Origin of the sequence: Runella defluvii (genome assembly GCF_014195535.1) — a bacterium.
Taxonomy (GTDB): Bacteria; Bacteroidota; Bacteroidia; order Cytophagales; family Spirosomataceae; genus Runella; species Runella defluvii.
This window is the reverse complement of record NZ_JACIBY010000008.1, coordinates 189,925-216,901: the sequence shown is the minus strand read 5'-3', so window position 1 is coordinate 216,901 and position 26,977 is coordinate 189,925. Positions and strand designations below refer to the sequence as shown.

The window sequence follows — 26,977 nt, the reverse complement described above, 5'->3', positions numbered from 1 at the left end:
ATCATGCGCTCTCTCTTGTATATTATCGCGGTTATTTTAGTAATAGGCTGGTTAATTGGCGCATTTGCCTACAGCGCTTCTGGGCTTATTCACATTCTTTTGGTATTTGCCGTTATCTCGTTCCTGATTGGGTTTATCCGTAGAGGAACTGTTTAGCACCCCTACACTACGTTTTTGTTGATGTTTCACTTAAAAAACTGTTCAATTGTATGGAAGCTCTCATTTTGTTAATAATCATGGGCGTCGGACTCATCGGACTTGCAGTTTCATCGGCGTTGCTTTATTCAACTTATCATCCCAAGCAGGATGGACTCAACACAAACGTAGATCAAGCACACCGTGACTTGTTCTTTCGGAAAGTCAAAAACAACGCCACCCGTATGCGTCACGCTCTTCACTAATAGATAGTACCATAAGCAAAACGGGCCATTCCATCTGCCTTGGAATGGCCCGTTTTTTTTGTTTTATTCTTTCCATAGTGGTAAAAGCCCAGTAAGTTGTCTTTAGGATAGTTGGGAAAGAACCGCCCACTGCGTATTTTTGCAGGAAAGAAAAAACTCGTATAGTTGAAATTTACAGCCCAAATAACGTCTATCATCCTCTTACTCTTAACCTCCTTGGCCGTTTGTGCTCAAGAGGTTAGTATCCAAGTTCTCCAACAAGGAACGTCTTTTAGTGACTCTTCTTTTTATGATATTATTCCCGTTGCCAACCAATTTTGGATTGGCGGGAAATACGGCACCCTCAAAGCCAGCGATGCCTACGGCCAATTATCCGACATTTCGTACCCCAACCAACACGTTGATATTTATAAATTTGACCGCTTCGACGACCAAAATCTGATTGCTTGCGGCGATAAAGGAGTGATTTACAAACACAACTTAGTGTCAAAAACGTGGGAAGTGATACGGGTGAAAGGCTACGAAAAAGCATGCTTTTACAATATGGCCGTCGTCAACGACTCTACGGCGTTCATCTGCGGGGGCAATTCGGCCATTGCCCACTCTCAGAAAACCGTTCCTTTGGGTTTTATTCTCAAATCCATTGACCGAGGTCGCACTTGGAAAAAAGTCTATAGCAATCCTTTTCAAATGGTTTGGTGCGTTAAGTATAACCCTCATAATCAGCAAGTATATGCCTTGATGTACACCCCAAACAAGACTTTTTTGTACGCCCTATCCAACGACCAATGGAAACGTCAGGAAAAAATAGGCAATAGTATTTTTCACGAAATTCAGTTTGACAGCCCTTCGCAGTACGTAGCCATGGGTGGGTGGATTGGGAAAAAAGGGCGCGTTCATCGCAATCGGCAGCGTTCCGAAATCCCACTTTCGGGCTTGGTTTGGGGGCGCGTGACCAACCACAAATACGAGCTTTACACCGCTTGCAACGGCCAAATTTTATTGGGCGACAACACAGGAAAATACAAGCGCTTTGGCGTACAACTCAACGACCAATTTAGCATTTACGAAGCCGTTTTTACTTCCGAAAACACCGCATTAGCCATTGGTAGCGCCCAAACCCTGCTTAAAATCACGATTCAGCCCACGCCTCCCACTGTTGGAAGCGCTCAGTAAAGTTGAAGAAATTTTTGCAAACCCAAGGCAATCAATGCCGTTGTGTAAGCATCGGATGTAAAGTAAAGCACATTCCGCACCACCGTTCCTCCCGAAAAAAACACCCCTCCCTTCCAATAAATCTGGTCTTTTTCCTGCTGTTTTTGACGGCTTAAAAACTGTACAAGTAACCCTATTTTTTCTTTAGGAACATCGACTCCTGCTTCTTTAAAATACAACATCGCCAACAGCGCATAAGCCGACGACTGCACCACATCTCGGTGATTTACTTTTCGACGACTCCGAAAACTTCCATTGTCCCGCTGCGACGCCACGAGGTGACTTAACATGATTTTGGCAGTTGGTCGTAACGAAGAATCGCCCGCAGCCAAGGCTTTGGCGACTGCATAATGAAAATGGTAGCGGTTGGGATAATACGTCGCCGCTCGCCGCCAACGCTGCATTTTTGCCTGGTGTTCAATAAAGTTTTTTGCCCCTACCCTCCCACGGCTTTGGGGAAGTTCCCCTTTTTTGGCCAAATAGGTCAGTACGTTGGCGTTCACGACGGCGTCTAGGTCGTTGGTACCGTACGGAATGTAAGGCTGATAAGGCGTTGGATAGCAAATGCTACTTTTCAGAAAAAATGTCTGGTTGTGTCCAATCGTTTTTAAGATATTCCAACGTTTAAATTCCGCCTCCTTTCCTAGCCAAGTCATATAAGCACTTGAATTAGGCAAGCCATTAAATAAGTAATTATACCAATGGCGGTTCTTACGATTTTCGTCCAAAAACGCGTCAAAAAGCCGATGGCTTACCAAACTGTCATTTGTGCCAAAGATGCGGTTGTGGTACCAAATCGCCAAGTTGCCCGAAGCCGTATCATCGGCGTCATTTTCGACGTTGGCAGCATTATTGATATACCGAGAATTCAATTTATACTGCGTTGGACGCCGCACCAACGGCACAGGCTGCGGTTCTGCCCCCCGTTGTAAGTCACGATTGGGCGACATTTTTTTCCAAAAATTAAATTCCAAATCGGTCGCGTACGAACAAATTTCGGGGTAGGCTTTGAGCAGCATGGGACGAATTTCTTGCAAAGCGGTGTCCGACAAATACATTTCGGCCAACAAGTTATGAATACCAATTGTGGTAAAACTGTTTGAGTCTCGGTACTTGTGGCGTGTACCTAATAGGACAAAACGCGTGTGCATTTGCATGTAAGCAGGCCATTCGCCCGCATATTCTTTGCCTTCAATGGTGAGCGCACACTGGCTCTTTTCCAAATAGTTAAGGGCAAATTTCACTTCCAACGCAATCGAATCAGGTGTTTGGGCGTTAGTTGTGGTACTTGCTCCCCAACAAATGATACCCATGCAGAGATGAAGCAATTGCCAACATCGTATGTATAACTGAGAAAGACGAAGGGACATTTTATTGAAAATCTTTTTTACTTATAACAATACCGCCAAAATAGGATTCGTTATTTGAACGAAAAAACAAGAAAAACGGCCTTGTTGAAGTTTGGCAAAGTTATTGATAGACAACAAATCGACGGATTCTTAGTTCTTTTAAGGCAATAATTGTACTTTTGCCGAGTTAATAAACAAACATTTAAGGTACAAAAATTCGTAATTAACGATTACAAGGATAACTAATAACGATTAACTATTTAATCTAAATGGTCAAATTCAGTATGAAAGCGGCGATTTGGGTGCTCTCAGCCACAGTGCTGATCAGTGCTTGTAAGTCGAAACACCCTTCGAGCCTCAATCCAGGCAAGAAAAGTACAGCAACGAACGTGGATTTTGCTTCTAAAAATGGCAAAGCCAAAAAAGGGAAGAAAGGTGTTGCAGCAACGTCTGCCGAGCCAGAAGGCTTCGCAGTAATGCCTTACAAATCGCAAGTGGTAGGTCCTAACCTTGTGTTTATCGAAGGAGGCCGTTTTACCATGGGGGCGTTGGAAGAGGATGTGATGAACTCTCGTGACAATCGTGAGCGTACGGTCAGTGTGCAGTCTTTCTACATGGATGAAACCGAGATTACCAACCTCAACTACCTCGAATACCTCCATTATGTACAGCGCGACTCATCGGCTGAGGTAGCTTCTAAAGCACTTCCTGACACAACGGTTTGGTACGATCCCTTGTCGTTCAACGACTCGTACGTAACGTACTACTTCCGTCACCCAGGTTTCCGTATGTACCCAGTAGTGGGTGTATCGTGGGTACAAGCAAACGACTATTCTATCTGGCGTACCAACTTTGTGAACGATAACCTAGCCAAACAAGCTACGGGCAAACCAAAGAAATCGTCGCTAGGTGGTAAGAAGAAAAAAGGCCAAGCTATGGCTGAGTCGGAAGCATTGATGACCAACGCGCGCCCTGCGGTAGAAAGTGGCTACGTGCTACCGAACTACCGTCTTCCAACCGAAGCTGAGTGGGAATATGCCGCCAAAGCAATGATTGGTACACAGTACGCCGACGAAAACCAGTCGAACCAACGTATTTATCCTTGGGATGGCTCATCGTTGCGTAATCCACGTGGCAAACACAAAGGTGAAATGATGGCCAACTTCAAGCGTGCCAAAGGTGACTATGCGGGTATTGCTGGTAAGTCAAACGACGGTGCCATTATCACGGAAGAGGTGTATAAATACCCTGCCAATGATTTCGGTTTGTACAACATGGCTGGAAACGTAAACGAGTGGGTATATGACGTTTATCGTCCGTTGTCATCAATGGACTTCAAAGACTTGAACCCGTTGCGTCGTGATGGTTTCTTGGACGAAGAAAAACGCTATGACGTAAAAGGTAACAACTCAGTAATCAACGACAAACTCCGTGTGTATAAAGGAGGTTCTTGGAACGACGTAGCTTATTGGTTATCACCAGGTACACGCCGTTTCTTATCACAAGATTCTTCGACGGCCATGATTGGTTTCCGTTGTGCGATGATTTCGACAGGTAGAAATAAGTAGTAATTAATTTTATATTTTTACACGAAAAGAGGCGGCTGAAAAGTCGCCTCTTTTCGTGTAAAAACGATTGATTATCAAGTACTTTTACTAAAATACAAAATCTATCTAAAAAATATTTTTCATAAAATAGTTGGATTTAACGAATCACTGTTAGACCTTTGCAACCAGCAAAATGGCCAGAGAAAAAATCTCTGGCCATTTAAAAGCCCTAATAATACATATATTCGATAGGATATAAGTATTTGTTAAAACCACAAAAAAAACCACCAAAAACTGTCCAATTCGCCACGATTATGAAACAGGCTCTAAAAGTATTCTATTCGATAGGTTTGCTCTTTTTTGTACTTCAATCGAATGCACAAAACACACCCGTTATTAATGCTACCTTATCGGGAACCGTCATCGATGCCGTCACCAACGAACGCCTTATTGGCGCTTCGGTGTCCATCAAGGGTACCACCAATGGCGCTTCTACCGACGCTAATGGTGAGTTTCGACTCGTTACGGGACAAAAACTTCCATTTACCCTCATTGTAACTTACATTGGGTATAAAACCCGCGAACTTATTGTCAACGAACCTAAAGTTGAGATTCGTTTGGAAGCTGGTTCTAACCAACTCGAAGACGTGGTAGTTACTTCGCGTCGTCGCCAAGAGTCGGTACAAGACATTCCCATTCCGATTTCAGTAGTACGCGGTGTAACGGTAGAAGACCAAGGTGCTTTTAACGTAAACCGTTTGAAGGAATTGGTACCAACCGTTCAGCTTTATGCCTCAAACGCTCGAAACACCACCCTCAATATCAGAGGATTAGGCTCAACCTACGGATTAACCAACGACGGAATTGACCCTGGTGTTGGATTTTATGTAGATGGGGTGTATTATGCTCGCCCAGCAGCTACTGCCCTCGATTTTATTGACATCGACCAGGTAGAAGTACTTCGTGGGCCACAAGGAACATTATTTGGAAAAAATACAACTGCGGGCGCCTTCAATATTACCTCACGTACTCCTAGTTTTGACCCAACCGCCAGCTTTGAACTTAGTTACGGGAATTACGGCTTCATTCAAGCAAAAACTTCTATCTCTGGCCCATTGAGCAAAAAACTAGCGGCAAGGGTTTCGTTTTCGGGTACACAAAGAAATGGGTTGTTTTATAATACTCGCACCCAAACCAATATCAATGACATCAACAATATCGGCGTCAGAACGCAGTTTTTGTACAAGCCAACTGAAAAGATAAACATCACGTTTATCGCTGACATCACTGACCAAAAACCTGTGGGGTACGGTTGGCCAGTCGCTAAAGTAGTCACTACCCAACGCGCAGCTTACCGTCAGTTCAACGCCATCATTGCCGATTTGAACTATAAATTGCCCTATCAAAGTGCTTTTGAAAGAATATTAGACTTAGATACGCCGTCAAGAGCTGGTAACCAATTAGGTGGATTGTCCTTGAATGCAGACTTTAAAATCGGCAAAGGAACGTTGACCTCAACAACGGCATGGCGTTATTGGAAATGGGATCCCCTTAACGACCGCGATTACACTGGCTTGCCTTCTTTCACCATATCGTCAGGAACCTCTGCCCATGACCAGTTTTCGCAAGAATTCAGATATTCAGGAAAAATCAATGACAAACTAAGCGGCGTAATTGGTGCTTTCGGTTTGTGGCAAGACCTAAGAACAGATCCAGTGCACACTGAAGAAGCAGGTTCGGCACAGTGGCGTTTTGCCCAAAGCTCTACCAGTGCGCTTTGGAAAACTCCTGGCTTGTTTGATAATTTTGGTATCAAAACTACCTACGGCATCAAGTCATCCAGCGTAGCATTATTTGCGCAAGCGGACTGGGCCATCACCAGCAAATTGCACATCTTACCAGGTATTAGATACAACAACGACACAAAGAAAGCTAACTACAGTCGAGTTACCTACGGAGGCTTACAAACTACCGACGCCGCTTTATTGGCCTTGAAAAATGGGGTATATAGTAACCAAACCTTCGACATTGATGCCTCTGAAGGTAATTTCTCTGGACAGCTAACGGTACAGTATAAATTCAACAAAAACGTCAATGCTTTCGGAACGTATTCACTGAGCTATAAACCAATTGGTGTCAACGTAGGTGGTTTGCCAACGGCAAGCGGTCGAGTATTGACTGAATTGGCTACGGTTAAACCAGAAGCGGTTTCTCACCTTGAATTTGGGTTAAAAACCAAGCCTTCTGTCAACTCCGTGTTGAACATCGTATTTCATAACACCGACATAAAAGATTACCAAACGCAAGTACAAACTCCTGAACCTGGGGTAAATAGAGGATATTTGGCCAATGCTGAACGCGTAAGAGTGATTGGTTTAGAAATAGATGGAAACATCAAAGCAAATAACCACCTCTCTTTCACGGGTGCTTTTGCCTACACAGACGGGAAGTACGTGAAATTCACCAACGCTCCAGTGCCAATTGAAGAAGTGGGTGGCGCACAAGCTTTCAAAGATGTTTCGGGAGGTCAGTTACCAGGTATTTCAAAATACGCAGGATCACTTGGTACTGAAATTACGGGCAAAGGAAGCCTATTGGGACTAAAAGGCAATTTCTTCGGTGGTCTTGATGTGTATTACCGCTCTACATTCTCGTCAAGCCCTTCACCTTCGGCTTTCTTAGACATTGAAGGATACGCGTTGCTCAACGGCCGCGTAGGTTTCAGAGCATCAAATGGCTTGTCTATTTTCATCTGGGGAAGAAACTTAGGCAACAAAGATTACTACGAGCAATTGTTGGTCGCTCCAGGCAGCGCAGGCCAAATCGGCGGTATTTTGGGTGATCCACGTACCTACGGCGTAACGCTTCGATACACGCTATAATCTCACTGTATTTTGAACGAGGGTTTCGTTTTTAACCCTCGTTCAAACCCTAAACAAACACAACCATGGCACAGACATCCGTTCAAAAAAGAGTATTTGGAGGTGATTACATTCTCTTCGGGCTTTTTGCTTTTATCTTAGTAGCCGCCGTGGGTCTGGGAGGATGGCAGCTTTGGGGAGCCAACCTGAAACTGAGTTTTAAGGACTTATTTACCTCCGAAACCCTCCTTTTTATTGGGGCAGGTTTTCTGGCCCAAACCATCGACGGTGCTTTAGGAATGGCCTACGGAATAAGCTCTACGTCACTTTTGTTGAGCTTGGGCGTCCCTCCCGCAGCCGCGAGTGCGAGTGTGCACATTGCGGAAGTATTCACGAGCGGCGCTTCGGGCTTGTCGCATTGGAAGTTTGGGAATGTCAACAAAAAACTGTTCAAGCTTTTGCTCATTCCTGGCATTATTGGGGCAGTCACGGGTGCCTATATTTTGAGTTCGTTTGACGGCAATTTGATTAAACCCTACATTTCCATTTATCTACTTGTTATGGGCATTGTGGTGATTCGCAAAGCCTTAGGCAAAAAGAAAGCAAAAGCAAAAACCAAATACGTCGGGCCTTTGGCACTCCTTGGCGGCTTTGTCGATGCCGTTGGAGGCGGTGGCTGGGGACCTGTTGTTACCTCCACCTTGATTGGAAGCGGTCGTGACCCTCGCTACACCATTGGTTCGGTCAATACCGCCGAGTTTTTTATCGCAGCTGCAGGAGCAGGGATGTTTACCCTACTGATTGGCATTGACAACTGGCGTGTGGTTATCGGGTTACTTCTTGGCGGCGTCATCGCTTCTCCCTTTGCGGCGTATGTGTGCGGGAAAGTAAACCCAAAAATCTTAATGGTAATTGTCGGAATCGTTATTGTACTTCTTAGCCTACGCAATATTTTGACTTTGTTTTAATGCTCAACGCCATGAACATCAACATCTTTGCCTTTGCTGTTCCCCTTTTCTTATTTTTTATCGGATTAGAATACTTTATAGCTAGAAAAACAGGGAAAAAGTATTTTCACTTTAATGAAACCATTGCTAACCTCAACGTTGGGATTGCAGAGCGCTTGATTGACCTGTTTACCGCAGGCGCTTTTTACTTTGTCTATGACTATTTGCATCGGCATTTTGCGCTACTTGACATCCAACCGACACTGCTTCATTGGATTCTTTTACTGTTGTTTACTGATTTTTTGTGGTATTGGTACCATCGGCTTGGCCATGAAGTAAATATTTTTTGGGCGGCGCACGTCGTTCATCACCAAAGCGAAGACTTTAATTTAACTACGGGTACCCGAATCACTATCATTCAGGCCGTAGCCCGAACATTCTTTTGGACCATCATTCCCATCATTGGTTTTCCAGCGGAAATGATTACGGTCGTACTTATCATTCACGGGATTTACCCCTTCTTTACGCATACACAGCTCATTGGAAAATTAGGAATCTTAGAATATATCTTAGTAACGCCGTCGCACCACCGCGTTCACCACGCGGCCAATGAACAGTATCTCGATAAAAACTACGGGGATATGTTCATCATCTGGGACAAACTGTTTGGGACGTTTGCCAAAGAAACTGAAGCGCCCGTCTATGGCCTAACAAAACCACTCGGAAGTCACAGCTTTTTATGGCAACACTTTCACTTTTTTGTCGAACTAGGACTTGCCGTAACATCACAAAAAGGGTTCTGGAACAAACTAAAAGTCGTATTTGGTAAACCTGCTGAGTTTGATGAACGAATGAGATCAAAAGCAGAAATCCTTTTTTTATCTCACCGAAAAGTACAAGCTCCCACTCACCGATTTAAAGGTTATGTACTGGGTCAAATGGCGTTTACGCTCTTTTTACTCTTTTGGTTTTTGCTGTTAGAACACTACGTTCCGCTGCCAGTACAGCTCGCTATTTCTTTGTTTATTTTATTGACCTTGGTCAACAGTGGGGCCATCTTAGAACAACGCAGATGGGTATTTTACCTCGAATACCTACGGATAGGTAGTTTGATGGGCGTCGTTTATTACTACTACCCTACTCCGACCACCTTTGTACTTTCGGCGGGCTTATTAGTAGCAGCCTTGGTTTACTTACGAAGCATCGAACGCCAATACCTACGCTTACTCTACGGAAACATTTACCTCCCAAATTCTTAATACAACATGAGAGCCATCATAAAAAACATTGGAGAAGATTATTTTATCTCATCATTACCAACTTCTTATCAAAAAGTACAGCCCGTAAAAAATCGCGGACTTCTCCCCAACATTCGGGTGAATGCCGAGGTAGGTGTATGGCAAAACCTGCCCGTCTATTTGGAATCAAACAGTTTTTTCTATCTGCACGATTTGCTAAATGAAGGCCCTTTGGTACTTAGTACATACAGTCCTGCATGGGAAAAATACGGCGCAACCCACCTCGACCGCCTCAACAAAGCGTTTGACGTTATCTCAAAATTAGGCGCTAACATGCTTGTTATCAGCACTGAGCAATTCAAACACATTGTTCATACAGTACAAGATTATGGGATTGAGTTTAACATAGTCCAAGATTTAAACAATAAAATCAGCGAAGCACTGGGGGTCTATTCCGAATTTGAACCCGTTTGGGACCGCATTGCGGGGATTTCGGAGGATGTACCTTTCCCTGCCACGTTTGTCATAAGCCGAAACCGATACATCGTCTATGACTACGTTGACAAGGACTTTGAATATGCTGTTTCAGAAAAAGAAATTGAACGGGCCGTAAAAATTGCACTAAAATAAATCCATCTTATGTCAGACACATCCAACAAAAACAAGCAAACGGCCTTAGGCGACGTAGCCGCTAGACAGCTGGCGATTGCGACCCGTACCGTGCCGCAAATGGTGACCATCACCCCTCGCTGGTTGACTCGCCTTTTGAACTGGGTTCCTGTAGAATCAGGCGTTTACCGTCTCAACAAAGTCAAAAACGCCAACAGCGTTGAAGTCGATTGTTCGGCGCGCGACGAGCGGGTTCTTCCCCAAACATTCGTCGATTACATTGACAATCCGCGTGAATACAATTTGTCGGCCGTACAAACCATTGTGGACGTTCACACGCGCGTTTCTGATTTGTACAGCAAGCCTTACAATCAGATTTCGGAGCAGTTGCGCTTGGCGATTGAAACCATTAAAGAGCGCCAAGAAAGCGAACTTATCAATAACAAAGAATACGGTTTGCTGCACAGCGTCGTTCCGTCGCAAGTCATCAAAACCCGCCTTGGCCCTCCTACTCCCGATGATTTGGACGAGCTGATTGCCAAAGTTTGGAAAGAACCTGGGTTCTTTTTGCTCCACCCGTTGGCCATTGCGGCGTTTGGTCGTGAGTGTACGCGCCGTGGCGTACCGCCGCCAACTGTTTCATTGTTTGGGTCACAGTTTATTACTTGGCGGGGCATTCCGTTGATTCCTTCGGACAAGCTTCCTATCCAAAACAATAAAACCAAAATTATTTTGCTGCGCACGGGCGAGAGCCGTCAGGGAGTTGTAGGACTCATCCAACCTGGCTTGCAAGGCGAGCAAACCCCTGGACTTTCGGTTCGTTTTATGGGCATCAACGACAAGGCCATCGCCTCTTACCTTGTTTCACTTTACTGCTCGTTAGCAGTATTGGTGGACGATGCCATTGCAGTTTTGGAAGACGTTGAAATCGGCAACTACCATGAGTACAAGTATTAATACCTCGACAGGACTGCCCGACGTAGCAGCATTGGAAGCACTGGCCAATCAGTTTTTTGCTGCTTTGCCAGGTGAGCATCCGATTGCGCAAGGGTTTGCCAAACAGGCGATTCATGCCCTTGCACCTGTTCACGCAGGTGCTCCCAATGAGGTTCCTTTCTATTTTGCAGACGGCGCACCCACGCCGCCTGCATTGGGCGGCCTTGGCATTACACCGACTTTGCACGACCCAACGGCTTTTGTCGCTACTGGTACAGAACCGACTACGCCGCACGTGGTCGAACCTGCCAGCATTAGCTCAAACGGCGGACGAATTCCTAGCTCCGTCGCGGGAAGCGGTGCGTCGCCCTCGGCGATTCAGCACGGCAACAACATTAATCTGGAAAATCCACAAACCAGTTTTCCCGACGAAAACTTAAAAAGTGACGCTATCCCTTCCTCTATTGGGTCGGGCAGGGAAACATCCCCAGAACAGTTGCCCTACCAATCCAATTTTTCGTTTGAATCCGAATTACAACACGCACTGGAAGCACTTTCGGGGTCGAACCACATTGCGTCAGTACCTCAACTAGGCAGCCCTTACTATTTTCTTTCGGGTAACGCTTTGCACGGCTTAGGGGATGGTTTCGTACCGCAATTGCCTTTTGTTTCTCCAACAACAGCTTCCGCCAGTAGCTTAAAATCAACTCCAAAGCTCCCGTTGGACGCTGCACTCATCAAGAAAGATTTTCCCATTCTTCAGGAAACTGTCAACGGGAAACCTCTGATTTGGTTAGATAACGCGGCTACGACCCAAAAGCCTAAGTTGGTCATCGACCGTTTGAGTTATTTTTACGAACACGAAAACTCAAACATTCACCGCGCTGCCCACGAATTAGCTGCTCGCGCTACCGATGCCTACGAAGCCGCCCGCGAAAAAGTTAGGGCGTTTTTGAATGCCGCTTCGACCAACGAAATTGTGTTTGTTCGGGGGGCAACGGAAGCGATTAATTTGGTGGCTAAAAGTTTTGGAGAACAATTTATTAACGCAGGTGACGAAATCATTGTCAGCCACCTTGAGCACCACGCCAACATTGTACCTTGGCAGCAATTGGCGCAGAAAAAAGGCGCGCGTTTGCGTGTGATTCCCGTGGATGATGATGGCCAAGTAATCCTGGAAGAGTACGTAAAATTGCTCAACTCCCGCACCAAACTCGTATCGTTCACGCAGGTTTCCAACGCCTTAGGTACGGTTACTCCAGCTAAGCAAATCGTTGAACTCGCGCATCAGATTGGCGCAAAAGTGCTCGTCGATGGCGCCCAATCGGTTTCGCACATGAGCGTGGATGTTCGTTACTTAAACGCCGACTTTTTTGTCTTTTCGGGACACAAGGTGTTCGGGCCAACGGGCATTGGTGTGGTTTATGGCAAAGAAGACTTGCTGAATCAGATTCAACCTTGGCAAGGTGGAGGAAATATGATCAAAGACGTGACGTTTGAGCGTACCGTTTACCACCCCGCTCCTTCTCGTTTTGAAGCTGGGACGGGAAACATCGCCGACGCAGTGGGGCTCGGCGCAGCCATTGACTACGTCACAGGTTTAGGCATGAACCTCATTTACCAGTACGAACATCAATTGTTGCACTACGCCACCCAGTTGTTGAAAGACATTCCAGGGCTTCGATTGGTAGGTACTGCTCCCGACAAAGCCAGTGTTTTGTCGTTTACCTTGAAGGGTCACACTAACGACGAAGTAGGGCAAGCCCTTAACAAAGAGGGAATTGCGGTTCGTACGGGACACCATTGTGCGCAGCCAATTTTGCGGCGTTTTGGCTTGGAAAGTACCGTTCGACCTTCGTTGGCGTTTTACAATACCTGCGCCGACATCGACACGTTGGTAGAAACGCTCTATCGTTTGCAACATAAAAAATAACCCCAAACCTGATAGGTTTTAAAAACCTATCAGGTTTCAGAATTGAAACCTTTCTTTCATTATGTCTGACGTAAAGGAATTTATCGACAAACTTCACCATACGCACAAAGCAGAATGGGAAGCAACGCCAAAAATCCAAGATTCGATTGATTGGTTGACGAACCTTTTTGAGTTTCTTTTTCCCAACAACCGTTTGCACAAAAAGGCAACCTACGTGGGTATCCTCAAGAAGAATCAAATCGACCTTGAGAATATTTTATTGAGCTACTTAGACCCTACGGAAGCCGATATTGAAGGGACAGTCAATGCCTTTTATCAATCATTGGAAACGGTCTATCATCATTTACGAGCCGACGCCGCCAAAATCTATGAGTTTGACCCTGCCGCCACGAGCATTCACGAAGTAATCGTTTCATACCCTGGCTTTTACGCCATTGCCGTTTACCGCATTGCTCATCAATTAACGCTCTTAAAAGTACCCGTTTTGCCACGGATTTTGAGCGAGTATGCGCACCGAAATACGGGCACCGACATTCACCCTGCGGCGAAAATTGGAGTCCCGTTTATGATTGATCACAGTACAGGCATTGTAATCGGTGCAACGGCCATTATTGGAAACAATGTTTCTATTTATCAAGGGGTTACGCTAGGAGCATTGCAAGTAGCAAAGGAGCTGGCCGAAGTAAAACGCCACCCTACGGTAGAAGACAACGTCATCATTTACGCCCGAACTACCATCCTTGGTGGAAAAACCGTCATTGGTAAAAACAGCATCATTGGAGGCAGCGTATTTTTAACCAAAAGTGTAGCTCCCAATTCGCACGTTTTTAATACCCACCAACTCCGAATCGAAGTAAAAGACGAGGTATTTGACTAACGTTTGCTTTTTAAGCCTTGTGTTTTATTTTTACCAATTAATCTATAAAATCTATAAAATTGATATTTATTTTCAAAACCTGATACAATTATGAAAAGATTAGACACTCAGACCTTTACTTTCAACGAAAAATTGACGGAAGAACAAATCTCGTTTTTCAATCAAAACGGTTTTTTACACTTCAAAAATTTCATTGCCAAAGACACCGTTCAGTTGTTTCTCAACGAATTCAAGCGGATTGAAGAACAAATTTTGGCCGATGGCGAACAAAAAATCAACGGAGTGCCCCTCAAGTTTGGCAAAGACCTCGACGGCAGTCCGTTGGTTCAGCGAATTTGCTTTGCGTCAAAGTTTAGCCCCATCCTACGCGAATATATCCAAGACCCTCGTATCCAATCGCTTACGGCTTTAATCGGCGGCGATGCCCGCGTGGGAGAAGACGAAAAAGATGGGCTGGTCTTTAACCATTACGTTCGAGACAAACACAGCAAGTTTACCTCTATGGGATGGCATACCGATAGCCCACGGGACTTGTTTTTAGGACAAAAGATTCACAAAATGCTCAATATCGGTACTCACCTTGATGACTGCCTAAGCCGCAACGGGGGTCTCAAGGTGTTACCGGGTACGCACACCCAAGGCGTTTTTCAGACGCTTTTCCGCAAAAAACAATTCATCGACCACCAGCCCGACGTCAACGAAGTAGGGCTCGATATTGAAGCGGGTGATTTGACCATTCACGACGGCGACTTGTGGCATCGGGTAGAAGCCAGTGTTTTTGAGGGTGAACAGTCGCGCCGTCGCGTCATGTATGTACCCATCGTGACAGGAAAATACGTACCCAAAAACGAACATAGCAAAACCCCTTTTTACCAGCGTCTTGCGAAATATGTTGTTAAATAAGCTCCATTGGCTTGTAATAATTCACTCATTCGTAATTCGTATTTCCCCATGAACAATCCCCAATATGCCCTCGTAACAGGCTCGGCCAAAGGCATCGGAAAGGCCATTGCCAACGAACTTGCTCAACGTCAGTACCACCTCCTCTTGGTCGATTTTGACCAAGAGGTGCTCGAATATACCCAAACCGAACTGCGCGGGCGCTACCCTGCGCTCAGTGTTCACACCTTTGTGCAAGATTTATCCGAACCAGAAGCTGTCGCCAACATTGAAAAATGGGTGGCTCCCTTCAAGGATAAATTAAAGGTGGCGATTAACAACGCAGGGTTTGGACTGACGGGGCGATTTACCGACCTCAATATTGAAGAGCAACTCAACATGGTGGATGTCAACTTCAAAGCGGTCGTGCGGCTTTCATACCTGTTTGTTTCTATCCTAAAAAACAACGGAGAAACCTATTTGCTCAATGTAGCCAGCACAACTGCCTACCAGTCTGTGCCCTACCTCGCCGTTTATGCGGCCTCCAAAGCGGCGGTATTGTCGTTTACGCGCAGCCTTCGGTTTGAGTTAAGGGAAACTGGCCTTTCCGTTTCGACCCTCAGCCCAGGCAGCACCGACACCGATTTTGTCTATCGCGCCAGAATGGGCGAACATACCAAAAAGACAGCGTCCAAAGTGAATATGACGCCCGAAGCCGTAGGCAAGATTGCCGTTAAAGGGTTGTTTGCCAAAAAATCAGAAATCATCCCTGGTTTTCTCAACGTCCTCAATGCGCACCTACCCAAGTACGTCCCCAAACTAGTGACAGAAAAAGTAGCCGCAAACATCTACGAACCCCGAAACTAACCGAACCGATGTCAAAGAGCATTCCTGTCCTTATCCCTTCCGAAATCCATAGCATTGTCGATAAGCAATATACGCAAGTACACCAGCTGCTCGGCAAACGCCTTGCCTTGATGTTTGGCTACCTCATTGCTCAATCCGCTCAAAGCGCGGTTTTCTCGGCTTTTTTCAGGAAAAACTTACTGGAATTAGGAGAAAATCCCGACCTGTTAGAAGTGGAAGAAGACGAATTGCTTGTGATTTTATTTGGCTCAAAAATAGCCACCGAAGGAGGAAAAATCCCCGATGAACTGTACGATGCCCTTACCCAACGCTACTCGCAGGAACAGGTCATTTTGCTCGTGAGTTTTGCGACTCAATTGGTTGCCGCAACGATGTTCAACGCAACGCTGGAAGTCCAAGTCGAAGCATCGCTACAACCGTATGTGTTACCCGAAGCATTCAGAACTGAGTTATGTTTAGTATAAAAACCTATTTCGCGCTTTTTGTGGGCTATTTTTCGATTGTATCTTTGGTACAAGCGGCTGACTTTGACTTTACCCCAACCCTGCAAAAAGCCCACCAAGAAGTGTTTAAACTTCGGCTGGAAGGTGCAAAAAAATTGGCCGCGTCCGAAAAATCAACCAATCCGTTTCGGGCTTACGTGGAGCATTATGCCGAAACAATTCACTTACTCAACACCGACACCGAAGATGCTTATAATGCGTTCCTAACCCACGAAGATGAACGCCTCGACGCCATTGAAGACCTCGACGAACAGTCACCTTACCATCGGTTTTTGCGGGCCGAAATCAAACTACTGTCGGCAGTCGTGCGCATTCGTTTTGGGAATGAGGTAAAAGCGGCTTGGAATGTGATTCAAGCGGCGAAGTTGTTGGAAGAAAACCAAAAATTGTATCCTCAATTTCTACCAACGTACAAATCGCTGGGCTGCCTACACATCGTCATTGGCTCCGTTCCCGACAACCACCGTTGGGTACTCAAATTGCTGGGTTTAAAGGGTAACATTGCTCAGGGCGTTGCTGAATTGCGCCGAGCTACCAAAGACAAAGAGTGGGGAAACGAAGCACTGCTTACGTCCTTTTTTATTCAAGAATTTGTTTTAAAATTTGACGAACGCGAAAACACCGAACTGCTCAATACAATTGAAAATCAATCGGATAATCTTAGTTTTTATTGGTTAGCCACGGCCATTTCGCTCAAAAGTACCCGCAACGAGCAGGCGTTGAAACTGCTCAAAAAAGCACCATCTGACCCCTCCTATCCCGCACTTTCTATTTTTACACTCTACCGCGCCGACGCCCATTTGCTCAAAGGCGACTACGTCGAAGCAAGTCGGTTGTATGCGCTTTATATCCGTCAATTCAAAGGCAAATCTTACCTCAAAGAAGCCTATTACAAACTAGCGCTGTGTCAGTGGCTCACGGGCGATTCAACGAAGGCTCAACAATCATTGTCGCGGATTCCGTCGGTGGGCGTGGCTTACGCGGAGTCGGACAAAGCCGCCGAGAAGTTCTACGAAAGCTATTCAAAAACACACCAACTTCCGAACAAAACCCTGCTCAAAATCAAACATGCTTCTGACGGTGGGTATTACGAAAAAGCGGCGGAATTGCTGACTCAACTTACTGAAAAAGACCTAGAAACCCCTAAAGAACGCGCCGAGTATTATTTCCGAGCGGGGAAAGTGTTTCAACGTACGCATCAAAGTGACCAAGCCTTGGCTTCGTTTGAAAAAGCCATTCAATTGTCGGCCAAAGAAAGTTGGTATTTCGCACCGAGCGCGTCGTTGCAGATTGGTTATTACTACCAAGAAAAAGGGCAACGCCAGCAAGCCAAAGCCTATTTTGAGAAGGCAATTTCTTACAAAAAACACGAATACAAAAACTCCGTTGACAGCAAAGCGCGCGCTGCGCTCACTGAAATGGGGTTTGATAGCTAATATTTTAACAATTAATAATCACGCACTTATCAACTTTAAACCAGCAGAATTGTATGAAAAAGCTCACAATGATTACCGCCCTCTTTGGTGCAAGTTTTGCCCAAGCCCAAGTCGCTCCTCAACAAGGCCATTGGCGAGGCTCCTTTGCTTTTCCCGCAGGACAAGAAGCCCCCTTCAATTTTGAATTAAAAGGTCAGACCGCTTACCTCTTGAACGGCTCCGAACGCTTTGAATTAAAAGGAGTGACGCAAAAAGGAGATTCTTTGTTTTTTCCCGTGGAGGTCTATGATGCCGTATTGGCCGCTAAGATTGACTCTCCAACGCAGCTTTCAGGCGCTTTTAAACGCAATGTAGCCGATGCAGGAATCCCGTTTAAAGCCGAGTTTGGCAAGAAATACCGATTTTTTGAAGTAACCCCCGTTGCCAACATCAGCCTCAAAGGCAAATGGGACGTGACCATCAGCGACGACAAAGGCAATGGTCGCAACGTGGTTGGAGTGTTTGAACAAGTGGGGAGTAAATTAACGGGGACATTTCTAACTACTACGGGTGACTTTCGCTATTTAGAAGGCACGGTGAAAGGGGAAGCGTTTTTTCTTTCCGCCTTCAGTGGTTCCAACCCAACGCTCATCAAAGGAAAAATCTCAGGAAACGAATTGACGGGCGAATTTATCGGTTTTCGGGGAAATCAACTCCTCAAAGGAACGCGCAATGAAAAAGCCGCCCTTCCTGATGCCTACCACCTAACCACCCTTAAAGAAGGCGCTTCTACCCTTCATTTTTCCTTTCCTGACGCTTTTACGGGCAAAACGGTGTCACTCAAAGACCCTAAATACCAAGGCAAAGCAGTGATTGTAACGGTCTTGGGAAGCTGGTGCCCCAACTGCGTAGATGAGGCGCAATTTTTGGCGCCTTGGTACAAAGCCAACCGCGCAAGGGGAGTCGAAATCATTGGACTATCATTTGAGCGCAAAAACGACCCCGCCTTTGCCAAAACACGCCTAGAAGCCCTCAAAAATCGGTTTGGCATCGACTATGACTTGCTGTTTGCGGGGGTAGCCGACAAAAAATATGCGTCGTCGGTGCTGCCTGAACTGAGCGAAGTACTCTCGTTTCCCACTACGATTTATATCGACCGCACGGGAAAAGTGACCAAGATTCACACAGGCTACACTGGGCCTGCTACGGGCGCGTACTACGAAGAATTTGTGAAAGAATTTAACGACGATGTCAATCAATTGCTTGCGACTGAAGCTCCCAAAATAAACGCAGCCACAGGCGGGAAGTAACGGACCATCACCATGTCAGAAATCAAACATATCGCTCAAATCAACGAATACAAAGTGCGTACTATCGCCTTTTTAGTGTTGATACTGGCTATTGGCTATCTCGAAACAGGTTGGCTGCTTTTGCCCATTTTGTTGGTTATTGACTTTGGTTTACGCGCATTCGATGCGGGAAAATACAGTCCGTTAGCTCGGATAAGCGACCTAATTGTCAAGCTATTTTCTTTTCCAACCAAACCCATTTACTTTCCTCCCAAACGTTTTGCGGCGCGGGTTGGATTTGCTTTTTCAGTCACCATCACCGTTTTACATTTACTAGGTATTTCAGCGATTTGGGTGGCAGGCATTTTAACTTTCTTTGCGGCACTCGAATCTCTGGCGGGCATTTGCGCGGGTTGTTACGTCTATGATTGGCTGTTGCCCGTATGGCGAAAAATAGGATTAGAGTAGCTTTTTTTCTTGCCTGTCATAAAAAAATCCCTGAAGCAATGCTTCGGGGATTTTTGCTTTATTCAACCCACCAATTCTATACAATTTTTTCAGCCAGCTTGTACACACGATACGGTCTGACTGTCGTCTGACCTTCTGGGCATCGGTCAGACGGTAGTCAGACCGAGAATTCTATACAATTTTTTCAGCCAGATTGTACACACGATACGGTCTGACTGTCGTCTGATCTTCTGGGCATCGGTCAGACGATAGTCCGACCGTTATTCAGTTTGAGGAATGTCCTTTGGAAAATAAAATTTGGGATAATTCAAGCGATTACCCCAAATTGACTCATTTCCCAAATTCCCTTTCACTCTCCCTATACAGGGCTATGAAAAAGACTCAATAAAAAATTACCCGAGGCTAAGTGCTTGACTTATATCCTCTTTGATGTCGTCGATATGTTCGATACCCACCGAAATACGCAACAAATTAGGATCAACACCCGCCGTGCGCTGCTCATCGGCCGACAACTGCGAATGGGTCGTAGAAGCGGGATGAATAATCAACGTTTTGGCGTCACCTACGTTTGCTAAGTGACTGATTAACTTCAAATTATTGACAAATTTTTCAGCCTGCTCGCGGCCACCTTTTAATTTGAACGAAAGTACCCCGCCAAATCCTCGCGTAAAGTACTTTTTCGCCAGTTCATGGTAAGGATTTTCCTCCAAACCAAGGTAATTCACGCTCTCCACTTGCGGTTGGTTTTGAAGCCACTGCGCCAAAGCAAGGGCGTTTTCACCGATACGTTCTACGCGCAATGTCAGCGTTTCGAGCCCCTGGAGTAGTAAAAACGAGTTAAAAGGCGACTGAGCAGGCCCCCAATCACGCAAACCCTCTACCCGTGCTCGAATGATAAATTGAATGTTGCCAAAGGGGCCTCCAACCCCAAAAACGTCGTTGAGCACCAATCCGTGATAACTCGGCGAGGGGTCTGTAAACTGCGGGTATTTTCCATTTCCCCAATTGTACGTTCCAGCATCAACGATGCCCCCACCCATGGTTGTCCCGTGGCCGCCAATCCATTTCGTAGCCGACGATACTACTACGTGCGCTCCGTACTTGATGGGTTGGGCAATCGCTCCACCCGCACCAAACGTATTATCCACAATAATCGGCAGGTCATATTTGTCGGCAAGTTTCGCAAAAGCTTCAAAATCTGGAACATTAAAGCCTGGATTTCCAATGGTTTCTAGGTACAAAAACTTGGTTTTTTCATCAATCAACCGCTCGAAAGCATCCACGTTGTCGCCGTCCACAAAACGAGCTTCTACCCCAAGGTTTTTGAAAGAATTTTTAAATTGATTGTACGTTCCGCCGTATAAAAACGACGTAGTGACGAAGTTATCGCCAACCGTCGTAATGTTATTGATTGCCAAAAACTGTGCCGCATGTCCCGAACCCGTAGCAAGGGCAGCCACTCCCCCTTCCAAAGCCGCGATACGCTTTTCAAACACATCGTGGGTAGGATTCATGATACGGGTGTAAATATTTCCAAACTCTTTGAGCGCAAACAAATTGGCCCCGTGTTCGGCGTTATTAAAAACGTACGAGGTGGTTTGGTAAATAGGCACAGCCCGCGCGTTGGTGGTGGGATCGGCAGTCTGGCCTGCGTGTAATTGTAAAGTTTCAAATTTTAGTGACATGACGATATAATACGTTTAAGGGTTCAAAAAATCGTTCATTCAAATCGTTTCGCAAGCGTTTTGGATGGAAAGTTCGGCGGTCGTTTTCGTAAATCTCGCTCAAACTTTGGGTGACATAATCCACTTCGCCAGGCGTGTTGTATTTACTAAACGAAAAACGAATATGTTGGGCTTCGGGCGCGGCTTGAAGCGCCGTCAATACGTGAGAATCAGTGGCTTGAAGATTGGAACACGCACTCCCACCCGAGGCAGCAATGCCGTATAAATCCAAGTAACTCAGCAAAGACTCTCCAGATTTTAAGGCGGGAAACGCGACGTGGAGTAACGTATAAAGGCTATTTTCCGAAGAAGCACTCTCACCGTTAAACGTACAGCCTATTCCCAAATTTTCGAGTTGTTTAATCAGGCGGTTTTTCACAAAACGAATGCTCTTTTCGTGGGCCTCTAGGTCTTGGTAAGCTACTTCAAGGGCTTTTCCGATTCCGACGATGGCCGCTACATTTTCCGTTCCCGAACGGAGCGAACGCTCCTGTCCTCCACCGTGTAATAAAGGTTTTATCTTACGTTTGGGTGAAACATACACAAAACCCACGCCTTTTTGGGCGTGAAACTTGTGCCCCGACCCAACTAAAAAATCAACAGGAAGACGCTGTAAATCAAACGGATACTTACCAATTGTTTGGGTGGTATCCGATAAAAAAAGCGCTCCAGCAGCTTGGCACAGACGGCCAATCAACTCCAAATCATGCAGGTTTCCGATTTCATTATTGCCGTGCATAAGCGCCACCAATGAATGCGGAAACTCTTTCAATAATTCTTGCAAATGGCCTATATCTATCTGCCCTTTTTCATCTAGCTCCACGTAATGTAGCTGGATTTTATGCTCTTTTTGCAACCAACGAAGGGGTTGCAGCACGGCTTTGTGCTCAGTAGGACTTGTGATGACGTGCCGAAGTTCGTACGCATTCACCGCTGCGGTAATCACCCAATTCAACGCCTCCGTTGCGCCCGATGTAAAATAAATAGCCTCAGAAGGCGCATTGAGTAGCTTCCCAATTTGGGCTCGGTTTGTTTCAATGGCTTCGCGTGCTTGCCGTCCAAATCCATGACTGGAGGATGGGTTGCCGTAAAAAGTGGTCAAATAGGGCATCAACGCCCCTAATACCTCACGGTCGATGGGGGTAGTTGCTGCATTATCAAAGTATATTTTCATGGTGTCTGATGATTGGAATGTTAGAGAGGTGGAGGAAAATACTCCGTCGGGGTAAGCCCCCGACGGTTATTTGAAATAACTAACCCACCTTAAATATACATACAGACTAATTTTTGGGGACTTCCCCCCTTTTATTGTTGGCTTGACGAGGCATTTGCCACTAAATTAACGTCAAGCGTAAAGTCGTTTTCGATGGCCTTATCTCCCAAGTTTTCGAAAAAGTTGCTCGACCGATAACGAATATCAAACTTAGTACGGTCCACCTTAATCTTGGCCTGGGCAGTAAGGAGCGATTTCTCGGCTTTTACCACGGCTGGAAACCTAACTTCTTGCGTAATGCCCTTGATGGTAAGTTTACCCACTATTTCGTAGTTGTTAGCCCCTTTGGGCGTCACCGAAGAAATTACAAAACTTGCTTTGGGGTATTTTGCGACGGCAAAAAAGTCATCATTTTTAAGGTGCCCCACCAACTTTTCGTTGTACGAAGCATCCGTAATGTCAGTTACGGTTAAGTTTTTAACATCAATGTCAAAGTTCCCCCCTTTGAGCTTGTTGTCTGCCCACACGAGGCTTCCATTGGTGATGGGAACAAAACCCGTGTGTTCTCCCGTCACTTTCTTGTCCACCCAAACCAACTTACTGTTTCGGGTATCAACAGCATACGAGCTTTCCTTTTTCGACGGACGAGCTTGCGAAACGCCTCCAAACAACATAAATGAGGCAACAACAACTGGTACTTTTTTCATGGTGTTTCTTAATTTAAGTTTAAAAAATAATTATTCCTATATACATTGTAGATATTTTGTATAAATGAAAGACTGCATTCAAATGATTAATTGTTAAAAAATTTTCGATGAATTTTGATGAGCGATACTTTTTCTAAAAAAGCTTCACTTTCAAGTGAAGAACAAAACTTAGCTTAGTTGAATAAATAGCCAAATGGTATATCACTTCGCTCAGTGATTGTGAATGCAAAGGTGAGAAATAAAAAAACAATTTTCCAACTATTTTTCAAAAAAAATTAAAAAATGAAATTTCAATTAGTCTATTGATTATTAGGAGTTTATGCCTTCATTTTTTAGTCTAAACAAGGCATTTAGTCGCTACTACTCTTCAAAAAGTACCATTTTACCCCTAGAATACGCTCAAAACGAGAATAAATAATACATTTAGAAGATTTTATGCCAATATATTTTACATATAGACTAATTTATTTACTATAAATAGATAGATTTTAGGGTGATAATTATAAAAAAAATTATATTTAAAGCTTGTTTATATGAAACAGGCTTTTCAACTTTGTGCCCACAATTAACAATCAGCAGCTTCTATACCAATGGTAGTAAGCTTCTGGTCAAACCCAAACTCATTTCTTCCATTTATTTTAAAAATATCCACTAACCAGTAAACCAATGGTTAGTTATTTACGGGCAAATACAGCTTACAGGAAATCATTCAAATGAGATAATATACACAGAATAAAGAAAAAACGAAAAACCTACAAAAATTTCTATATTTATTCGATAGTCTTTAATCCAGAAACAAATTTTGAAGTAACCATTTTTAAATCACCAATAAACAAAACGTGCCAGAGTAGCGGCAACTACCCTGGCACAAGCTAAAGCAACAAAGGCTCATTGGCTAAAATGATACCATTTCCTTCACAGGAAGTGGCACAACCATTTGTTTTATTTAACCACTGCAAAGTAATGAAAAAAATTTTATCTCTGTGGGGCTTACTGCTATTTACCTCATGGCTGGCTTCGGCCCAAACTACGCCGACCATCAACGCGACGGTTTCGGGTAAGCTCATCGACCAAAAGACACGGGAGGCATTGGTAGGTGCGTCGGTCGTCATCAAGGGAACCACCAACGGAAGTACCAGCGATGCGGATGGTAAATTTACCCTTCGAACGGGCCAAAAATTACCCTTCACGGTCGTCGTCAGTTACATTGGTTATTTGACCAAAGAACTCATTGTCAATTCAGACAAAGTAGTTCTTGAAATTGCGCCTGACACCAAACAACTCTCTGAGGTTGTGGTCGTTGGCTACGGAACGCTTGAGCGAAAAGACCTCATTGGTTCCATTTCAAAAATTGACCCTGCCGAATCAAAAACCATCCAAGCGGGCAGTTTCGACGCCCAATTGCAAGGCAAAGTATCGGGTGTACAGATTTCCAGCAACACGGGAGTTCCTGGAGAAGCAGTCAACATTCGAGTACGCGGGGCAACTTCCATCAACGCCGACAACGACCCGCTTTACGTCGTGGATGGCGTGTTTATCAACAATAATTCGTTGCAAACCATCGGAACGGGCGGTAAAGCTACTTCCCCCATTGCCGACCTCAATCCCAATGATATTGAAAGTATCGAAGTCCTCAAAGACGCCGAAGCGACGGCTTTGTACGGTTCTCGCGGTGCCAACGGGGTGATTTTGATTACGACCAAACGCGGAAGTTTTGAACAAAAGCCAAAGATTTCGTTGAACGCATCGTACGGACAAGCCAAAGCCACCAAATTGTGGGAATTGACCACGGGGCCAGAACACGCCCAGCTTGTCAATGAATGGTGGATCAACACGGGCAAAGATACCCCTTCGCTCAACCGCACGTTTGCCAACCGTCCCTTCCGCCCAGTAACAGAAGGCGGACGTGGGCTACCCGAAGAACAACAAACGTACGACCGTTTGAGTGAACTGTTCCGCACGGCAAGCTTGTCTAATTACGACCTTTCGCTTTCGGGCGGTACCAAAAGTACCAAGTACTACATTGGCGGTGGTCTCAACACGCAAGAAGCTATCATTAAACCGATTACGTTCCAACGCGCCAGTTTTAAAGTTAACCTTGACCAGAAAGTAAACGACAACGTTCAGGTAGGCGTGAGCAACACCTTTACCCGTACGTACCGCAACCAAGCCCGCGCGGGAGATGGCCCTGCGGGAGGACTCCTACAAGCGGCATTGCACACGCCAACGTACCTTTCGCCCGTCAACGAACAAGGGGTTTTGGTGGGGCGCGCAGGATTTGACAATCTTACGTTATTGCTTGATAATTACAACGTTAACTCCGCCAGCTTGCGTTACATTGGCAACTTATACGCGGATGTTCAACTTTTACCCAACCTAAAATTCCGCAGCAGCTGGGGCGTTGATTACAACAACTACAACGAATCTGAATACTGGAACAACTTGTTGATTTCGGGAAGTCCGAACGGTTTGGCAACGTCTTCGATTAGTCAATTTACCACTTGGCTGAACGAACAAACGCTTACCTTCCGTCAGAAAATAGGGGTCAAACACTCGTTTGGAGTTTTGGTAGGAAATACGCTTCAAAGCGATTTGCTGACCCGTACGTATGCCGAAGGGCGCGGTTTTGCCAATAACCAATTTACCCAAATTTCGTCGGCCGCCACTACTGCCGCTTCCCAAAGTTGGAGCAAAAGCAACTTGGCCTCATTTTTTGCCAAAATAGATTACAATTTTGGCGGAAAATACCTCATTGATTTCAGCGCTCGGGCCGATGGTTCGTCTCGCTTCGGGAACAACCGCAAGTGGGGCTTTTTCCCTTCGGCGGGGGTCGCGTGGCGGATTAAACAAGAAGCATTTTTGCAGGACGTTCGGGTGCTGAGCGACCTCAAACTACGGGCCAGCGTCGGGGTGATTGGAAACCAAAACGGCATTGGAAACTTTGCCTCGCAAGGTCTTTGGACGGGTGGTTCGGGCTACCAAAGTTCAGCAGGAACTGCCCCTCAACAGTTGGGTAACGCCGATTTACAATGGGAACGTACGCGTCAATTTAACGTCGGACTTGATGCTTCTTTCTTAGACCAACGCCTCAACGTAGAATTTAACGTCTATAACAAATACACCACCAACGGTTTGCTGCAATTGGCCTTGCCCGCCACGTCAGGGTTTAGCAACTACTGGTCGAACGCCGCCGAAATCACCAACAAAGGTTTTGAACTGGGCATCAGTTCGGTCAACATTCGCAAGGGTGATTTACAATGGACTACCAGTTTCAACATTGCCCGCAACATCAACAACATTGAAAAACTACCCAACCCCCTTCGTTACGGAAGCCGCGATTTGATTTTACAGCAACAGGGCACGCCACTGTATTCGTTCTGGGTATATAAAGAACTGGGCGTTGACCCACAAACGGGAAATGTCATTTACGATGACGTCAACAAAGACGGACAAATCACCGTGGCTGACCGCCAAATTGTGGGCAGTATTTGGCCAAAATTCTTTGGAGGCTTGACCAATAACTTCTCCTACAAAGGCTTTGATATTGGCTTATTTTTCTCTTTCCAATACGGCAACAAGATTTATAACCACAACCGCTTCTTTGGCGAAGGAGGCGGCGCGCGCGACGCGGCACGAATCATTTTTGCCAAAAACAACCAACGTTGGCAAAAACCTGGCGACATCACCGACGTACCTCGTCCCGATGGCATCAACGTCAACAACTACCGCGACGGCGGCAGCCGTTGGTTAGAAGATGGCTCGTTTGTGCGCCTTCGCTCACTCAACGTAGGGTACTCGATTCCAAAATCAGTTAGTCGTAAAATTGGAGCTGACCAGCTTCGCGTGTACGCTTCGGGAACCAATCTTTGGCTATTGACCAAATACACAGGTTTAGATCCTGAGTCGAGTGCAAGCAGCGACCAAAACCAGCAAGGCATCGACTTAGGTACACCTCCCCAACCGCTAGGAGTACAGATTGGTATCAATGTTACATTCTAA

General features: G+C 45.5%; 22 protein-coding genes. 18 read left to right on the top strand and 4 right to left on the bottom strand.

The window, feature by feature from the left end:
• Positions 1–3 precede the first annotated feature (3 nt).
• The 3 genes from FHS57_RS19165 (at position 4) to FHS57_RS19155 (ending at position 1,577) form a co-directional block, all read left to right on the top strand.
• Positions 4–156 carry a lmo0937 family membrane protein gene (locus FHS57_RS19165; protein WP_122931076.1) on the top strand — a complete coding sequence of 51 codons (153 nt, stop codon included), beginning with the start codon at positions 4–6 and terminating at the stop codon, positions 154–156.
• A 53-nt stretch (positions 157–209) separates the two neighbouring features.
• The gene (locus tag FHS57_RS19160; protein ID WP_183976520.1) at positions 210–401 is read left to right on the top strand and encodes a hypothetical protein; all 192 of its coding nucleotides are present in this window, start codon (positions 210–212) and stop codon (positions 399–401) included.
• A gap of 165 nt (positions 402–566) precedes the next feature.
• Entirely contained in the window at positions 567–1,577 is a 1,011-nt protein-coding gene (locus FHS57_RS19155; protein WP_183976518.1) for a WD40/YVTN/BNR-like repeat-containing protein, read from the top strand.
• On the opposite strand, the gene FHS57_RS19150 is transcribed toward FHS57_RS19155, so the two are convergent.
• Positions 1,571–2,986 carry a prenyltransferase/squalene oxidase repeat-containing protein gene (locus FHS57_RS19150; RefSeq protein WP_183976516.1) on the bottom strand — a complete coding sequence of 472 codons (1,416 nt, stop codon included), beginning with the start codon at positions 2,984–2,986 and terminating at the stop codon, positions 1,571–1,573. The two genes, FHS57_RS19155 and FHS57_RS19150, sit on opposite strands and share 7 nt — an antisense overlap.
• A 248-nt stretch (positions 2,987–3,234) precedes the next feature.
• Between FHS57_RS19150 and gldJ the strand changes: the two genes are divergently transcribed.
• The 14 genes from gldJ (at position 3,235) to FHS57_RS19080 (ending at position 19,334) form a co-directional block, all read left to right on the top strand.
• The gene (gldJ, locus tag FHS57_RS19145; protein ID WP_183976514.1) at positions 3,235–4,533 is read left to right on the top strand and encodes a gliding motility lipoprotein GldJ; all 1,299 of its coding nucleotides are present in this window, start codon (positions 3,235–3,237) and stop codon (positions 4,531–4,533) included.
• A 293-nt stretch (positions 4,534–4,826) separates the two neighbouring features.
• Positions 4,827–7,394, top strand: a complete 2,568-nt coding sequence (locus FHS57_RS19140) for a TonB-dependent receptor (RefSeq protein WP_183976512.1) — start codon at positions 4,827–4,829, stop codon at positions 7,392–7,394.
• Between the two features lie 65 nt (positions 7,395–7,459).
• Positions 7,460–8,341, top strand: coding sequence for a sulfite exporter TauE/SafE family protein (locus FHS57_RS19135; RefSeq protein WP_183976510.1), 882 nt, complete (start codon positions 7,460–7,462; stop codon positions 8,339–8,341).
• Between the two features lie 11 nt (positions 8,342–8,352).
• Positions 8,353–9,579, top strand: a complete 1,227-nt coding sequence (locus tag FHS57_RS19130; protein WP_183976508.1) for a sterol desaturase family protein — start codon at positions 8,353–8,355, stop codon at positions 9,577–9,579.
• Between the two features lie 6 nt (positions 9,580–9,585).
• Positions 9,586–10,188, top strand: a complete 603-nt coding sequence (locus tag FHS57_RS19125; RefSeq protein ID WP_183976506.1) for a redoxin domain-containing protein — start codon at positions 9,586–9,588, stop codon at positions 10,186–10,188.
• A 9-nt stretch (positions 10,189–10,197) separates the two neighbouring features.
• Complete coding sequence (locus tag FHS57_RS19120; RefSeq protein WP_183976504.1) at positions 10,198–11,124, top strand: family 2A encapsulin nanocompartment shell protein; 927 nt, start codon at positions 10,198–10,200, stop codon at positions 11,122–11,124.
• The gene (locus FHS57_RS19115; RefSeq protein WP_183976502.1) at positions 11,108–13,036 is read left to right on the top strand and encodes a family 2A encapsulin nanocompartment cargo protein cysteine desulfurase; all 1,929 of its coding nucleotides are present in this window, start codon (positions 11,108–11,110) and stop codon (positions 13,034–13,036) included. The genes FHS57_RS19120 and FHS57_RS19115 overlap by 17 nt, the downstream gene beginning before the upstream one ends.
• Before the next feature lie 61 nt (positions 13,037–13,097).
• A complete protein-coding gene (locus FHS57_RS19110) occupies positions 13,098–13,913 on the top strand; it encodes a serine O-acetyltransferase (RefSeq protein ID WP_122931086.1) in 816 nt (271 codons plus the stop codon).
• A gap of 90 nt (positions 13,914–14,003) precedes the next feature.
• Positions 14,004–14,816, top strand: coding sequence for a phytanoyl-CoA dioxygenase family protein (locus FHS57_RS19105; protein WP_183976500.1), 813 nt, complete (start codon positions 14,004–14,006; stop codon positions 14,814–14,816).
• Between the two features lie 48 nt (positions 14,817–14,864).
• Positions 14,865–15,659 carry an SDR family NAD(P)-dependent oxidoreductase gene (locus FHS57_RS19100; protein WP_183976498.1) on the top strand — a complete coding sequence of 265 codons (795 nt, stop codon included), beginning with the start codon at positions 14,865–14,867 and terminating at the stop codon, positions 15,657–15,659.
• Between the two features lie 8 nt (positions 15,660–15,667).
• Entirely contained in the window at positions 15,668–16,123 is a 456-nt protein-coding gene (locus tag FHS57_RS19095) for a carboxymuconolactone decarboxylase family protein (RefSeq protein WP_183976497.1), read from the top strand.
• Positions 16,111–17,598, top strand: coding sequence for a tetratricopeptide repeat protein (locus FHS57_RS19090; RefSeq protein ID WP_183976495.1), 1,488 nt, complete (start codon positions 16,111–16,113; stop codon positions 17,596–17,598). The genes FHS57_RS19095 and FHS57_RS19090 overlap by 13 nt, the downstream gene beginning before the upstream one ends.
• Before the next feature lie 53 nt (positions 17,599–17,651).
• A complete protein-coding gene (locus tag FHS57_RS19085; protein WP_183976493.1) occupies positions 17,652–18,887 on the top strand; it encodes a peroxiredoxin family protein in 1,236 nt (411 codons plus the stop codon).
• A 12-nt stretch (positions 18,888–18,899) separates the two neighbouring features.
• Positions 18,900–19,334, top strand: coding sequence for a DUF4395 domain-containing protein (locus FHS57_RS19080; RefSeq protein WP_183976491.1), 435 nt, complete (start codon positions 18,900–18,902; stop codon positions 19,332–19,334).
• A gap of 392 nt (positions 19,335–19,726) precedes the next feature.
• Here the strand turns inward: FHS57_RS19080 and FHS57_RS19075 are convergent, their stop codons facing one another.
• The 3 genes from FHS57_RS19075 to FHS57_RS19065 form a co-directional block, all read right to left on the bottom strand.
• Positions 19,727–21,019: an O-acetylhomoserine aminocarboxypropyltransferase/cysteine synthase family protein gene (locus tag FHS57_RS19075; RefSeq protein WP_183976489.1), complete on the bottom strand. Its 1,293-nt coding sequence runs from the start codon at positions 21,017–21,019 to the stop codon at positions 19,727–19,729.
• A complete protein-coding gene (locus tag FHS57_RS19070) occupies positions 21,003–22,232 on the bottom strand; it encodes a cysteine desulfurase family protein (protein WP_183976487.1) in 1,230 nt (409 codons plus the stop codon). Before FHS57_RS19070 ends, FHS57_RS19075 begins: the two co-directional genes overlap by 17 nt.
• A gap of 131 nt (positions 22,233–22,363) precedes the next feature.
• Positions 22,364–22,978 (bottom strand): YceI family protein, encoded by a 615-nt coding sequence (locus FHS57_RS19065; protein ID WP_183976485.1) that lies wholly within the window; start codon positions 22,976–22,978, stop codon positions 22,364–22,366.
• A 963-nt stretch (positions 22,979–23,941) separates the two neighbouring features.
• Between FHS57_RS19065 and FHS57_RS19060 the strand changes: the two genes are divergently transcribed.
• Complete coding sequence (locus FHS57_RS19060; RefSeq protein WP_183976483.1) at positions 23,942–26,977, top strand: SusC/RagA family TonB-linked outer membrane protein; 3,036 nt, start codon at positions 23,942–23,944, stop codon at positions 26,975–26,977.

Bases quoted from the DNA above. Each gene is read 5' to 3' on its own strand.
- gldJ (WP_183976514.1), top strand. From the start codon at position 3,235: ATGGTCAAATTCAGTATGAAAGCGGCGATTTGGGTGCTCTCAGCCACA.
- FHS57_RS19135 (WP_183976510.1), top strand. From the start codon at position 7,460: ATGGCACAGACATCCGTTCAAAAAAGAGTATTTGGAGGTGATTACATT.
- FHS57_RS19120 (WP_183976504.1), top strand. From the start codon at position 10,198: ATGTCAGACACATCCAACAAAAACAAGCAAACGGCCTTAGGCGACGTA.
- FHS57_RS19110 (WP_122931086.1), top strand. From the start codon at position 13,098: ATGTCTGACGTAAAGGAATTTATCGACAAACTTCACCATACGCACAAA.
- FHS57_RS19160 (WP_183976520.1), top strand. From the start codon at position 210: ATGGAAGCTCTCATTTTGTTAATAATCATGGGCGTCGGACTCATCGGA.
- FHS57_RS19065 (WP_183976485.1), bottom strand. From the start codon at position 22,978: ATGAAAAAAGTACCAGTTGTTGTTGCCTCATTTATGTTGTTTGGAGGC.
- FHS57_RS19115 (WP_183976502.1), top strand. From the start codon at position 11,108: ATGAGTACAAGTATTAATACCTCGACAGGACTGCCCGACGTAGCAGCA.
- FHS57_RS19070 (WP_183976487.1), bottom strand. From the start codon at position 22,232: ATGAAAATATACTTTGATAATGCAGCAACTACCCCCATCGACCGTGAG.
- FHS57_RS19130 (WP_183976508.1), top strand. From the start codon at position 8,353: ATGAACATCAACATCTTTGCCTTTGCTGTTCCCCTTTTCTTATTTTTT.
- FHS57_RS19090 (WP_183976495.1), top strand. From the start codon at position 16,111: ATGTTTAGTATAAAAACCTATTTCGCGCTTTTTGTGGGCTATTTTTCG.
- FHS57_RS19085 (WP_183976493.1), top strand. From the start codon at position 17,652: ATGAAAAAGCTCACAATGATTACCGCCCTCTTTGGTGCAAGTTTTGCC.
- FHS57_RS19075 (WP_183976489.1), bottom strand. From the start codon at position 21,019: ATGTCACTAAAATTTGAAACTTTACAATTACACGCAGGCCAGACTGCC.
- FHS57_RS19105 (WP_183976500.1), top strand. From the start codon at position 14,004: ATGAAAAGATTAGACACTCAGACCTTTACTTTCAACGAAAAATTGACG.
- FHS57_RS19095 (WP_183976497.1), top strand. From the start codon at position 15,668: ATGTCAAAGAGCATTCCTGTCCTTATCCCTTCCGAAATCCATAGCATT.
- FHS57_RS19140 (WP_183976512.1), top strand. From the start codon at position 4,827: ATGAAACAGGCTCTAAAAGTATTCTATTCGATAGGTTTGCTCTTTTTT.
- FHS57_RS19150 (WP_183976516.1), bottom strand. From the start codon at position 2,986: ATGTCCCTTCGTCTTTCTCAGTTATACATACGATGTTGGCAATTGCTT.
- FHS57_RS19060 (WP_183976483.1), top strand. From the start codon at position 23,942: ATGAAAAAAATTTTATCTCTGTGGGGCTTACTGCTATTTACCTCATGG.
- FHS57_RS19125 (WP_183976506.1), top strand. From the start codon at position 9,586: ATGAGAGCCATCATAAAAAACATTGGAGAAGATTATTTTATCTCATCA.
- FHS57_RS19080 (WP_183976491.1), top strand. From the start codon at position 18,900: ATGTCAGAAATCAAACATATCGCTCAAATCAACGAATACAAAGTGCGT.
- FHS57_RS19165 (WP_122931076.1), top strand. From the start codon at position 4: ATGCGCTCTCTCTTGTATATTATCGCGGTTATTTTAGTAATAGGCTGG.
- FHS57_RS19100 (WP_183976498.1), top strand. From the start codon at position 14,865: ATGAACAATCCCCAATATGCCCTCGTAACAGGCTCGGCCAAAGGCATC.